Here is a 12,827-nt window from a genome sequence, read left to right as displayed (position 1 = left end):
GCGTTGCTGTGGATGATTGATGGGCTTGAATTCAGGGCGATCGCTTTTAATGTCAAACGGGGAGAGAGTTTTGGCGGTGGGGAGTAAAATTTGCAGATGTTGAGAAAATCTAGAATCTAGAATTTAAAATCTACAATCCTCTGAGGGAGGCTGCGCTGTATAATTAGTCAAGGCTGGATTTGCCAAAATTGGTGAGTGTAGTAGAGATTTTTTATCGGTAAAGGCTCGATCGAACGTAGCAAATCAAATGAATGAGACTAAGGCGATCAAAATTGCGGTTGTGGGGGACGTTCACGATCGGTGGGAACCTGAAGACGGCGAGGCTTTGAAGCGCCTAGGCGTTGATTTGGTGCTGTTTGTGGGGGATTTTGGGAACGAGTCGGTGGATGTGGTGCGGGCGATCGCCCAATTGGACATTCCCAAAGCTGCGGTGTTTGGAAACCACGACGCTTGGTACACGGCGACGGAGTGGGGCCGAAGCCAGTGCCCCTACGATCGCCAGAAAGAAAATTGGGTAAAACAGCAGTTAGATTTAATGGGAGAAGCCCACGTCGGTTACGGAAAACGAGATTTTCCAGAATTGGGCGTAACTGTGGTGGGAAGCCGCCCGTTTACTTGGGGGGGCTCGGAGTGGAGGTACAACGATTTTTACTCGGAATGGTTTGGGGTAGAAAGTTTTGAGGAGTCGGCCAGACGCATTGCAGGAGCTGCGGCGGATGCGGACTGCGAAAATGTGATTTTTTTGGGTCACACGGGCCCGACGGGGCTGGGAGAGGCTCCTGAAGACCCCTGCGGGCGAGATTGGAAGCCGCTGGGAGGGGATTGGGGAGACCCGGATTTTGCTGAGGCGATCGATCGAACTCGCAGTTCGGGGAAGCACGTACCTCTGGTAACTTTTGGTCATATGCACCACAAACTGCGGCACACCAAGCACGAGTTGCGGAAGTCGGTGAAGGTGAGTGGGGAGGGTACAGTTTATTTGAATGCCGCCAGCGTACCGCGAATTGTGGAGACAGAGCGATCGAAACTGCGGAATTTCTCGATCGTGCTGCTGGAAAATGGCACAGTATCGGAAGCGTCTCTGGTTTGGCTGGGGGAAGATTTCGCAGTAGCTTTAGAAGAAATTCTTTATCGGCGCGCTGAATCTGCAGCTATTTGTAGTTAGAGACAACTGCTGGTATGATAAAATTTATGCACCCGGAGAGGTGGCAGAGTGGTCGAATGCGCCTGACTTGAAATCAGGTGAACCGAAAGGTTCCGTGGGTTCAAATCCCACCCTCTCCGTTTGACAATTCTCTTGTCTATCAAGGGTTTCGATCTATTTTACCTGTTTATCTTGCACTTTATTCACGCGGAGCGCGATCGAATAACCTTTCGCCACGTCAAGTGCGATCGATATATTCAGCAAGCCCTAGTTACACAAATTTTTACCGGAATAAAGCTCGCGAGGCAATTGAAGGCGTAGCATACCTCGACTTGCTATTACTCCTACAGTCCCTTTTCTCCGACGCTGAGATTGGTTTATTTGGACGATCGCCTGCAATATTCAAACAGCAGCAGCCGCCGGTTGTGGGCCGAGTAGCCATCAGGGGTTATCCTTAGTAATCAGGCTAGTTTCCGACAGGTTTGGATAATGTTCCCAGCAACTATATTTCATATTTCCCAAAATTTAATGCTATTACTCGACTGCAGCGCGATCGGCAGGTTAAAGCCGGTATTGGCGCAAGCAACCGAAATGCCGATAACCACCTCGGAAAATACGGCAACAATTGCACTCTTATTGGTTGCTGCGGGAATTCTGGGTTGGGGATTTTATCGTGCCAGACCCTTTGGCAAACTGGGAATTTTGGCTTGGTTGCAGTCAGTGGCGCTGATGAGTCCTTGGCTGCTGTTCTTTAGTTTGTTCGCCGCCGGGATTTACCTAAATCTAGTAGCAGTATTGTTGCTGCTGGTGGCATCCACAGGGTTGTACATTTATCTGGGCCGACAACTGCGTCAAGCTGCGTCGGAGGCAGCGCCAAAGTCGCGCGATGCTGCTGAAGCAAAGTCCCAAAGCGATAGTTTCTTTCCCCCTGACTCGCAGCCGGACTCAGCCAAAGAAACCGCTAACACAGTGACACCGCCACCTGCAACTAATGAATTAGAAATAATTCCGGTCCCAGCAGAAGACCTCAAGGCAATTAAAAGCATCTTTGGCATCGATACTTTCTTTGCCACAGAAACAATTCCCTATCAAGATGGGGTGATCTTGAAAGGCAATCTCCGGGGAGACCCCGAACAAGTACACTCGCGTTTGACCGCAAGTTTGGAAGAAAGATTAAACGATCGCTACCGCCTATTTTTAGTAGACAATCAGGACGAAAAGCCGGTAGTTATTATCTTGCCGAGCACAAACGACCCGCAGCCAACTACCGTATCTCAAAAAATCCTAGCAGTCGTGCTGCTGCTGGCAACAATTGCTACCAGCTTGGAAACAGGGGGTTTGCTGCTAGGTTTCGATTTCTTTAACTCGCCGGATCGATATCTAGAAGTTCTGCCGATAGCGGCGGGAATTTGGGCGGTTTTAGGCTCTGGCGAAATTGCTCGCCGAGTGGTGGCAAATCAATACAAAATTGGCTTGAGCTGGCCGTTTTTTATACCAACTTTGCAGATTGGTTCTTTTGGGGCGATCGACCGTTTTGAGTCGCTGCTTCCCAACCGTAAAGTTTTGTTTGATATCGCTTTTTCCGGAGCAGCCGCTGGAGGAATAGTATCTATCCTAATGTTGGTAACGGGTTTGCTGCGATCGAGCCCCGGCAGTTTGTTTCAAGTTCCCTCAGAATATTTCAAGGTTTCGGTTTTGGTGGGAGCTTTGGCAAAAGTGGTTTTGGGTTCGGCTTTGCAGCAGCCGATTGTTGACGTTCACCCGCTGGTAGTTATCGGTTGGTTGGGCTTGGTAATCGTGGCGCTTAATTTGATGCCTGCAGGACAGTTGGATGGGGGTAGAATTATACAAGCAATCTACGGCCGCAAAATTGCCAGCCGCGCGACTTTGGCGACGTTTGTAGTGCTGGCGATCGCTTCTTTAGTCAATCCCTTGGCTCTATATTGGGCGATCGTGATTCTGATTTTACAGCGGAATCTGGAGCGGCCGAGCCTCAACGAACTGACTGAGCCTGACGACGCTCGCGCGGCTTTGGGTTTGTTAGCTTTGTTTTTGATGATTGTTGCGCTGTTACCGCTGACTCCGGTTTTGGCAGGCCGTCTGGGAATCGGGAACTAACAGCAGCCGCCGGTCTTTGGTAACAGACTCTGGCGTTGCAGTAAATTAGTCAAATCTAGGAATTGGGCGATCGAACTGGGGAACTGAAGGCGACGGTATTCCTAACTACTAATCTCCAATTAAGGGCGCGGCTCCTAGCAATTTATTTTTTAGCGAAAGTAGATTTTTGAACAACCCAAAATTTGTTTAAACTCGATCGAGTTTAAATAACTTATCTGAACATCTAGGATAAAGTCATGGCTAATCAACTTCCTCCTGTATTGGTAACTTTTGATGCAGATGTTTTGATGGCTGGCAGAACCCAAGTGTGGCAAGAATATGCCAAAGTGGGAACTTGCTATATCCCGGAAGTAGTGTACGACGAAATAGATCGTCTTACCGACGAAGCGGTGGAACCGGCCATCGAACAAATCGCTAGGGAATTTATGCGCTTTTTTGCCGAAAGCGGCTGGATTGCAACTGACGCTCAAGAGACGCACCGCGCTCTGGAACCTTCGATCAAAAATCAAAGCAAGCAAGCAATGCTCGTGGTGGCGACGGCTCAGTGCGTTTACGGTTTGGCTCAGGAACACCCGGAGGCTTTGGTGATTTTTGTGTCAAACAGCCAGCCTCTGCTGAAGCGGCTGGCTTCTGTGGGGGCTGCGAATCTCTGCGGGATTACCGGGGCGATGCTGTTAAATTGGGCGAGGAAAGCGGAACGCCCTCCGGCGGCAACTCAGCAATTGCAAAGTTTGATGCGTACCCTCGCCGACCACCAATCGACTCAGCGCTCTAACAGCAGAATTCAGGACGCTGCTGTTGGCAAAACCGGGACTTCTGCTAGCAGGTTAACGGGGATGCGCGGCGCTTCTGAATTGAATTCGCCGATCGCTTCTACTAAAACTAATCACACGGGTTTCACTGGGAACCGCAGTGCGACTCCGCGCGCCAAAAAGCCGCCGCGCATTCGCGAGGAGTCTAGAGATTACGAGCCTGCTGTATATCGGATGAAACATATTACGGCTCCGAAAAAAAGAAACGGCGGTTTTTTGTCTGCTGCGTTCAATTTTTTGGGAGCGTTATTTTTCTTGATGGTAGCGGTGGGTATTTTGTGGCGAGTATTGGATGTTAGGGGTTTTAGAAAGACTTTTGTGCCGGCTCTACCGCAGCCCGTGCAACAATTTGTTAAGTCGATCGACCCTAAATGATCGACAGTGCCACTCTTTTAACAATGTTGAACAGCAACGAAATAATTAGTGGATTGGCTTTAGCTTTGGCGGGTTTTGCTTATGCTACATTCTTTTATGTAGTTCTTCCTGTCAGATATTACGATTCTGGGGTATCGGTTTGGGCCATAGGAATTGCGATCGCCCTTACGCTAGCAATGAATTGGCTCCTGTCTTCATCGTTGCTAACTGCGTGGACTTGGGTGGCTGCATTATTTGCTTGTCAGATCGTACTTATATTGTTTGGTAGCGTGTTTCTGGGAGATGGGCTGTTACTGCCAACTTTTTTGTTTTGCGGAACTATGGTAGTAGGAGTTGCGAGTATTTATACCAATTTCTCGCAACAAAAAACACTGTTAATTGTGGCTTTGTGTACGGTATTTTTCCTAGCTTCAATGTACTTATCTTTGATTGGTGGCTATGTGCTCAGAGGCAAAAATCCGTTTCAGGGTTCTTCAAAGCAGATGCAGCCGCTGTTGAATCAAAAAGTTGAAATTATCACCGACAATCCCAAACAATTGTATTTGAATGGCAAAACTGGGGAACTCACGGATATTAACCGTTATGAAGTGACAGTGAAGCTAGATGATGAGACATTAATGTGGCCTTATGTCTATGTTTGGTGGCAGGATATCAAGGCTGCTAACTAACAGAAATCTTCCACAGTTGACTGTTGAAACAAATATTGGCTTTTATATCGTTTCCGGTTGCATCGGAATGATTTAACCACAGAGGGCGCAGAGAACGCAGAGGGAGAGAATACAGAGATGAATAATTCCGATGCTACCGGATTTGATATTAGTCTTTAACAACGGTGAAAAACTTGGTTTCACCCGCCCTGGTGTGTCATATCAATTCCGGCAACACTCATACATGATGTTAACTGTTAACTGTTAACTGTTAACTGTTAACTGTTAACAGTCAATTTACTATTCCGATTGTTTGTTGACATAAAATTTAAATCCCAATTAGAGCGCGAGCATTGTCCACTGCATTAACTGCTGCCACTCAGGAGATTGAGCTAATAAATCCGCATCCAATTCATTCCCCGCATCCTGCGAAAATTCGGCGAAACACTCTGCCCAATTAATTACTGTTTCCACAGGCAAATAAGGCGTATAATTCCACGAACGCTGCAAAAACTCTACCATCTCAACAGCATGACCGGTACGGTGCAAATACCAAGCAATCCAAACGAAGGTACTGTACTTGATTTGCTTTTCCAACAAACGTATTTTATCGGGCAATTCGGGACGGGCAAAAAAATTGTCCGTGACGGCGGCGAGGGATTTAGCCTGGGGTAAACCTTTGTACATGGCGCTTTGTTCGTGCTGGCGGTAGCAAACAGTTATTTGCTGCAGCCAATCTGCTTCGCATCCCATTAAGGCTAAACGCAGCACTAAATCTGTATCTTCTGCTGGGGGAAATCGAGGGTCAAATCCGCCGGCGCGCTCTAACCAATGGCGGCGAAATACCATCGCGCTAGGTAATACTGGTTTCCACCGCAGCCACATTTCTAAGTTTAGTTTAGGGACTTTTTGCCAGGGTTTGACATCTTTTATCGGTTCGCCTGTACTGTTGACTTGACGCCAGCCGCTGTGGACTATTCCTAGATTTGGTTGGGCTGCAAATACAGCGATTTGTGCTGCTATTTTGTGGGGTAAAAAGTAGTCATCTGCATCGAGAAAGGCGATGAATTCTCCTCGCGCTAGCTCGATGCCGCGATTTCTGGCGATGGAAACTCCTTGATTTTGTTGGTGAATGTAGCGAATTCGATCGCCGTATTGCTCCAAAATTAATCTGGTGTCGTCTCGGGAACCGTCGTCTACTACAATAATTTCCCAGTCTGTATAGGTTTGGTGCAGCACGCTATCTACGGCTTGGCAGATGTAAGCGGCGCAGTTGTAGGCCGGAATTACCACGCTTACCTGTGGGGTTCGATCGCTCATAGTTAAAATATTAAGTTTGATGGATTATAGCAATTCGAGCGAAAAATAAGGTATTGATTCCTCAATCCCTCAATCCCTCAATCTCTGATGATGTTATATCAATTTCATAAAGTAGCGCTAGATATTACCCCCCCAACCCCCCCTTATTAAGGGGGGGCTAAGACTTCATCTATAGCATATCTTTAGAAAAATGATGTTATATCAATTCCGGTTGCACTCATACATGACTGTTGACTGTTGAGTGTTGACTCGATTTTATTATTCCGATGCAACCGGAAACGATGTTAACCGCAGATTTCAAGCGTACAAACACTGATGGACGCAGATACATTCAATCTTGTTTGCGATTGAGTGCAACTCAAGTCTCATGACTGATGACTGTCACGGTTGAGAGTTTGCTTGCGGCCTAAATGCTTGTAGAGTGCATCCGAGGCTGATCCGCGCGATCGGCAGCGATACTTTTTAAGCAGAATTTTGGTTCAAGAATTTGCTAAGGTAAGTTGGTGCGAATTGAGTAAATCGTGGTGGCGCGTGGCTAAAGGGCTGCGATCGCCTTTTGCCTTCAAGTATTTATCAGCTATTTGCAAAACCTGTTCTGGATTGGCCGGCTTGCTCAAAAAATCGGAAGCACCTGTGAGTTTGGCTCGCGTGCGGTCAATTATACTGTCTTTACCTGTCAAAAATACGATCGGAGTTTCCCGAAAAGCAGGTGTTTTTCGCAAAAAATTGCACAAAGCAAAGCCGGTTGTATTCGGCATCACCAAGTCCATAAAAATCAAACCAGGCTTGTGTTTGGCGAGGATGCCCACTCCCTGCATCGGATCTTGAATTTTTAGGACTCGATAGCCTGCGGGCAATAAAATTTGTTCTAAAAATTCGCATACTGCGCGACTGTCATCGATACAAGCAATCAAAGGGCGACCCGGACGGGCGATCGCCGCGGCAAGGCGCCACTGTTCTATCGGCGAAGGCAAGTCTGGTACTGTGCGGAAATTTACTAAACCCTGCTTGATGTAATTAACTAAAGCGCGAGTTGCCACTGTCACGCACTGCTTTTTCTTAAATGCAATATCCCAAAGAGTATTCTCGCCGTTGAATACGTTAGCCAAAGCTATCAAAGAATTAGAACTAAATCGATCTTTATACAACTGAGCCGAATTTTTTAACAGCGGTGCTTGTTCTGGATCTACCAGCCACAAACCCATTGCTTTCCATTTTTGCCAAATCTGTTCTGCAGAACACAGAATTTGCTCTACTTCGGTAGAAGAGAGCATCAAAGAAGAGATAACTTTAGAAAAATATTTTGAGGATGGGCGCCACTCCCGGCGCAAACCCGATTGACCGATCAGGGCAAAGAAGACTTCGGAAACGCTGCTGTGGACGATCGCCTTAGCTTGTTCCAAACTCATTTCGCTGTCTGCTATCCCTCGTTGAAGCAGTTGATATTCCCAAAGTTCGCCAGCATCTAAGTCTCTAAGATCGACTTGAAAGTTGCGACAGTGTTGCCCGATCGCCCTGTACCAGCGTCTCGCCCTGTGCGCTCCTCCTGTGGCATAAACCAAACTACCCCGAAAAAAGTAAAGTTGCCACTGTTGTTCCCCTTGCTCTAATAGCAGCTTTCCCGTTGCTTGTTTCTGGCCGAGCACTGCCAGAGTATGAGACAACATTTTGTACCCGATTGCGGTCGCAGACATATTCACTCGCATCCCCTGTACTCTGTTTCTATTATTATATAGCTGCTCAGTTGTGGAAAAGAACAGTAATATTACTGAATTTTGCTTAAAAAAAACACTTAATGCTGCGACTTTAACCGGATCGGGTAGTGATATTAATTGCCGTTGCACTGTCAGGTGATGGTTAAGTGTTGGCTGTTAACTGTTGGCTGTTGACTGTTTGAACAATAGCGATGCCACCGGAAACGATATGATATTAGTTCCTCAAAATAATGCAATTGCCGAATCCCGCGATCGAAACCCTTAATTCATCAAGCATTCCCAATGCTCAAATTTCAAATTTCAAATGGTATGATTCCCCTCGGGAGTGTTAGCCATGAGGGTGCAAAGCCATTTTGCAGCATCAATTAATAATTAAAATCATGCTGATAACTAAAAACTAATTTTCCTCGTTATCTTTGGGAGGTACTGGATCGTAACCTCCTGGCTGAAAAGGATGACAGCGCAAAATCCGCTTAACGGCCATTGAGCCGCCGCGGGCAGCCCCAAATCTTTCTATTGCTTCGATCGCGTATTGCGAACAAGTGGGCTGAAATCTGCAGGCGTTAGGCAAGTAAGGAGAAATCCCCATTTTGTAGCCTCGGATTAATCCGATTAGCAATAACTTCACAATTTTTACCTCAGCGCTGAATTAAATTAATCGCAAAATCTTGTGCCCTAGCTGGTAAAAGCTAGGTCTATCCACAGCATCCCCAGCGGTTCCAGCAATCGAGCAATCTCGATTTTTTGCGGCACCTGCAACTTCAAATCCGATGTCTGGCGCGAGATTAGTGACATTTTTTTCGCATCAAGTAGAAGCTACCGCAGACTGCATTTTTGCACTCTGCGGATCTGTCACACCAAATACAATCGAGTGACCTTTTTGAGTTAAGATGCGTCCCAGAGTTCGGCCAACATTTCCTGCGCCAATTATACCTATTTTCATTTTTACCTCTTTGATACCTAAAGCACAATTTGAGGAGACAATATGGTACTTGTTTCTGAGGAAGCTACTTGACCGATACCTAAAAATTTACCATTTGTATCGTAAACTTGCAAGGGATAGGGAGGTTGGGCTATTAAGTTTTCGGGAAGATTGCTGCTACTTTTCTGGTTCCCCTCTACCGGCGTTTCGGGAATGGGGAGGCGCTGTCCTTGAAACCAGCGTTTGGTATATTCAGGAGAAAGGACGATCGCGCCTAGGTGTCCCAAAACCGCCGATGGCAAAATCGGGCTGAATGTATTCTCCTGTATTTGCTGTTCCAATTCTGCAAAAGTGAGACTTTGGTCGATCGAGAAACCGCTGCTTTGGGTACGAGTCAAACAAGCCAAAGTACCGCCTGCATTCAACAGTGCGCCCAAGTCCCGCGCGATCGCCCGAATGTAAGTACCGGGCCCGCAGGCGATCGACAAATCCAACTCAGGAAAATCCCCCGGCCGCCAATCCAAGATTTCCAGCCGAAGAACCTCAACATTTCTAGCAGCAACTTCCACATTTTCGCCTTTTCTAGCTAACTCGTAAAGGCGTTTTCCTCCCACCTGAACCGCACTAAAACTCGGCGGAAACTGTTCAATTTTTCCCAGAAAATTCGGCAGTGCGGCTTGGACTTTTTCTAAAGTCAAATCCGGCACCGGTTGAGAACGGATGATTTCTCCTTCTAAATCGTCGGTAGCGGTTGTTAAACCAAACCGAATCGTACCTCGGTAAGCTTTCTGGTGTTGGAGAAATTGCAGCAATCTGGTTGCTTTACCCAGGGCGATCGGCAAAACGCCCGTCACGGCCGGATCGAGGGTTCCTCCGTGTCCGACTCGCTTTAATTGCAATATTCGGCGCACTCGCCCCACGCAGTCGTGAGATGTGATGCCCGCAGGTTTGTGGAGATTGAGAAAACCGTCAGTAGTCATTTGTTGTTTGTTATTTGTTATTTGTTATTTGTTGTTTGTTATTTGTTATTTGTTATTTGTTATTTGTTATTTGTTATTTGTTATTTGTTATTTGTTATTTGTTATTTGTTATTTGTTATTTGTTATTTGTTATTTGTTATTTGTTATTAGCTAATTCCAACTGCCAACTATCAACTGCCAACTGTCAACTGCCAACTATCAACTGCCAACTGCCAACTGTCAACAACCAACTGCCAACTGCCAACTGCCAACTGCCAACTGCCAACTGTCAACTGTCAACTGCCAACTGTCAACAACCAACTGCCAACTGCCAACTGCCAACTGCCAACTGCCAACTGTCAACAACCAACTGCCAACTGCCAACAACCAACTGCCAACTGTCAACAACCAACTGCCAACTGCCAACTGCCAACTGCCAACAACCAATTAAAAAATAAAGTCCGTGCGAGAGATAGTAACTCCCAATACAGTAGCGAGAATTTCTTTGCTGGTTGTAAGCTGAATAATTGTACTGGGCGAAGTTCCTGTCCCGGCGAAAATGTTGAGTTGGCCAAAGGTGAGGCCGGCACTCAAGCGAATTTTATCGGTACCAACAGTAAAATCGGTAATGAGATCGTTATCTGCCGATCGCCCGATCGCAAAAGTATCATTTCCAGCGCCGCCAGTCAAAGTATCTCTGCCGCGATCGCCCGACAAACAATCATCGCCGAGGCCGCCAAACAGCGAGTCGTCCCCCGCACCGCCAAACAGCGTATCATCCCCCGCGCCGCCCAACAAACTATCGCTGTCTTGGTTGCCAAAAAGCAAATCATTGCCGTCGTCGCCGCTTACCGAGTCAGAACCTTTGCCGCCGTAGACAGTATCGTCGCCGGTGCCGCCCAAAACGCTGTCGCGGGCTGCACCGCCGAACAGCAAATCATTGCCGGCATCCCCCACAATTGAGTCGTCGCTGTCGCCGCCGTAGAGGGAATCGTTTCCCCCCAAGCCGAAAATGCTGTCGGGCCCGCCCAAACCGAAGATCAAATCTGCGCCTGCAGTACCCGTGAGGGAGTCGGGGCCGCTGGTGCCGTTGCGGGCGTTAGCAGCCCCTCCGGGACTCGTACCGGTGGGGGTTGGGGTTGTGATTACGATCCTAACTGGTACTGCTGATGGCATGATTTTGCACGGTGGTAGAAATTTGCCATTCTAACTTAGCTTAAAAGCCGGATTTTTTGGCTCGATCCGAGGTAAGTTGAAAAATTGTCGGACTACTTTGTCTCAAACACAGCGCAATCATTCTAAACTCAAGCTGGAACCAGCAATAACTCAAATTGCCCGCAGGATGCCCAACTAAACAAAGCTGAGAATATCAACTCTCTGCGAGGATAGGAATCTGCTGGAAGTGCGGCTTGTTTCGGAGTTTTCAAACAGCTTATTCGGGCTGAAGGATTTGTTTTTCAACCGAGACATCGATTCGCGATCCTGTGAATTTTTTGATGAATTTTGGTTGCACTCTGCTGCGTCGGGATGTCCAAAGTGCGATCGATATATAGCATTTCGAGCTCTGGTATGAGGTGCCGCTGGGCATAGGCAAAACCGGGCACAGGGTGTAGGGCATACCTCCTCACAACGCGATCGAATCGCTATATGTAGCGGTTTTCAGTAAGATGAGGTGCGCTCTCAGAGCGGTAATAGGTAATAGGTAATGGCGGGATTGGTAATTTTAGTTCTGGTTAGCTACCAGCTATGATTTCTGACTCGTTACCGATTACCTTTTTCCCGATTGCCGATGGCGGGAGTCTACCTTACCTAACGGAGAAATGCTATAGTTGGTTTTGACTCTTATTTAGGCTACCTGCACGTTCAGGGCTGCGATCGGGCTTGGCTAAATTCATCAAGCCCCCAGAGGACAGTATCCTGTTTTTTCCGTTGTGCGCTTGCTGTCAGGGTAAAATTGAGCGCATTGGTGGGGTAGTTCCGATCGATCGAACTATTTTCTTTGCGTAAAAATTCGCCAACCTGTAGGTGTAAAAATTGGGGGGTCAAATTTTTAGGCTCTAATCTATATAGAGTAAGGGTTTGATGCTCCCTCTCCGAAAATGAGGTTGGCGAAATCGCTAGAACTGTTGCTGGATAAGGATTTTAAGTTGAGGTGCGATCTATGGTATTGACAAAGCGAAAGCTGAAATGGTATTCTCTGAGGAGGTTGGCGAAACTGAACCTTGAAAACCAAATAGAGCAATGGTTTCACACACCGGCGGCCGCAATAAACTCCACTCCCTTCTAGGGATTGAAACGCGGCCATCGTTTCCAAAATCAAGATATGGCTCTTCACCAGGCCGCAATAAACTCCACTCCCTTCTAGGGATTGAAACAGATAGAAACCTTGGAGTAACTACTTTTTTCATATAGCCGCAATAAACTCCACTCCCTTCTAGGGATTGAAACAGATAGAAACCTTGGAGTAACTACTTTTTTCAGCCGCAATAAACTCCACTCCCTTCTAGGGATTGAAACGCTGTTGATAAAAGCTAATCATCAAGCCAAGACTGGCCGCAATAAACTCCACTCCCTTCTAGGGATTGAAACACAAACACCCAAGTTTAGACCCATAGTAACTAAGCCGCAATAAACTCCACTCCCTTCTAGGGATTGAAACATCAGTCGAGCAAGCGGTTCAATCTGCACTCAGTCAAGCCGCAATAAACTCCACTCCCTTCTAGGGATTGAAACTTTTTCCTTGCGGGCGATTTCATTTTCTTCGCGCTCTCGCCGCAATAAACTCCACTCCCTTCTAGGGATTGAAACGCTGACT

The 12,827-nt window shown here is 47.1% G+C and carries 12 protein-coding genes, 1 tRNA gene and 1 CRISPR repeat array; of the genes, 6 read left to right on the top strand and 7 right to left on the bottom strand.

Annotated elements, in window-relative coordinates; all coding sequences use genetic code 11:
- Positions 1-247: 247 nt before the first annotated feature.
- The 6 genes from WBA89_RS01380 to WBA89_RS01355 all read left to right on the top strand — a co-directional run bounded on the left by WBA89_RS01380 (position 248) and on the right by WBA89_RS01355 (position 5,117).
- Complete coding sequence (locus WBA89_RS01380; protein WP_424403361.1) at positions 248-1,165, top strand: TIGR04168 family protein; 918 nt, start codon at positions 248-250, stop codon at positions 1,163-1,165.
- A 34-nt stretch (positions 1,166-1,199) separates the two neighbouring features.
- Positions 1,200-1,284 (top strand) — tRNA-Ser (locus tag WBA89_RS01375).
- Positions 1,243-1,602 carry a hypothetical protein gene (locus WBA89_RS01370; RefSeq protein ID WP_424403359.1) on the top strand — a complete coding sequence of 120 codons (360 nt, stop codon included), beginning with the start codon at positions 1,243-1,245 and terminating at the stop codon, positions 1,600-1,602. The genes WBA89_RS01375 and WBA89_RS01370 overlap by 42 nt, the downstream gene beginning before the upstream one ends.
- A gap of 133 nt (positions 1,603-1,735) precedes the next feature.
- Positions 1,736-3,262 carry a site-2 protease family protein gene (locus WBA89_RS01365; RefSeq protein ID WP_424403431.1) on the top strand — a complete coding sequence of 509 codons (1,527 nt, stop codon included), beginning with the start codon at positions 1,736-1,738 and terminating at the stop codon, positions 3,260-3,262.
- 236 nt (positions 3,263-3,498) lie between these two features.
- A complete protein-coding gene (locus WBA89_RS01360) occupies positions 3,499-4,449 on the top strand; it encodes a PIN domain-containing protein (RefSeq protein ID WP_424403357.1) in 951 nt (316 codons plus the stop codon).
- The gene (locus WBA89_RS01355; RefSeq protein ID WP_424403355.1) at positions 4,446-5,117 is read left to right on the top strand and encodes a hypothetical protein; all 672 of its coding nucleotides are present in this window, start codon (positions 4,446-4,448) and stop codon (positions 5,115-5,117) included. Before WBA89_RS01360 ends, WBA89_RS01355 begins: the two co-directional genes overlap by 4 nt.
- A gap of 318 nt (positions 5,118-5,435) precedes the next feature.
- On the opposite strand, the gene WBA89_RS01350 is transcribed toward WBA89_RS01355, so the two are convergent.
- The 7 genes from WBA89_RS01350 to WBA89_RS01320 form a co-directional block, all read right to left on the bottom strand.
- Positions 5,436-6,416 carry a glycosyltransferase family 2 protein gene (locus WBA89_RS01350; RefSeq protein ID WP_424403353.1) on the bottom strand — a complete coding sequence of 327 codons (981 nt, stop codon included), beginning with the start codon at positions 6,414-6,416 and terminating at the stop codon, positions 5,436-5,438.
- 479 nt (positions 6,417-6,895) lie between these two features.
- Positions 6,896-8,110, bottom strand: coding sequence for a response regulator (locus tag WBA89_RS01345; RefSeq protein ID WP_424403351.1), 1,215 nt, complete (start codon positions 8,108-8,110; stop codon positions 6,896-6,898).
- Positions 8,111-8,528: 418 nt separating this feature from the next.
- Positions 8,529-8,759: a membrane protein insertion efficiency factor YidD gene (gene yidD, locus WBA89_RS01340; protein ID WP_424403349.1), complete on the bottom strand. Its 231-nt coding sequence runs from the start codon at positions 8,757-8,759 to the stop codon at positions 8,529-8,531.
- Positions 8,760-8,936: 177 nt separating this feature from the next.
- Positions 8,937-9,074 carry an NAD(P)-binding domain-containing protein gene (locus WBA89_RS01335; RefSeq protein ID WP_424403347.1) on the bottom strand — a complete coding sequence of 46 codons (138 nt, stop codon included), beginning with the start codon at positions 9,072-9,074 and terminating at the stop codon, positions 8,937-8,939.
- 17 nt (positions 9,075-9,091) lie between these two features.
- Positions 9,092-10,033 carry a tRNA pseudouridine(55) synthase TruB gene (gene truB, locus WBA89_RS01330; RefSeq protein ID WP_424403345.1) on the bottom strand — a complete coding sequence of 314 codons (942 nt, stop codon included), beginning with the start codon at positions 10,031-10,033 and terminating at the stop codon, positions 9,092-9,094.
- Positions 10,034-10,252: 219 nt separating this feature from the next.
- Positions 10,253-10,459: a hypothetical protein gene (locus WBA89_RS01325; protein WP_424403343.1), complete on the bottom strand. Its 207-nt coding sequence runs from the start codon at positions 10,457-10,459 to the stop codon at positions 10,253-10,255.
- Complete coding sequence (locus tag WBA89_RS01320) at positions 10,460-11,188, bottom strand: calcium-binding protein (protein ID WP_424403341.1); 729 nt, start codon at positions 11,186-11,188, stop codon at positions 10,460-10,462.
- Positions 11,189-12,272: 1,084 nt separating this feature from the next.
- A CRISPR array of direct repeats spans positions 12,273-12,820; the repeat unit is 37 nt; unit sequence GCCGCAATAAACTCCACTCCCTTCTAGGGATTGAAAC.
- Positions 12,821-12,827 lie beyond the last annotated feature (7 nt).

Origin of the sequence: Microcoleus sp. (genome assembly GCF_049646505.1) — a bacterium.
Classification (GTDB): Bacteria; Cyanobacteriota; Cyanobacteriia; order Cyanobacteriales; family Microcoleaceae; genus Microcoleus.
This window is presented reverse-complemented; position numbering and strand designations above follow the sequence as displayed.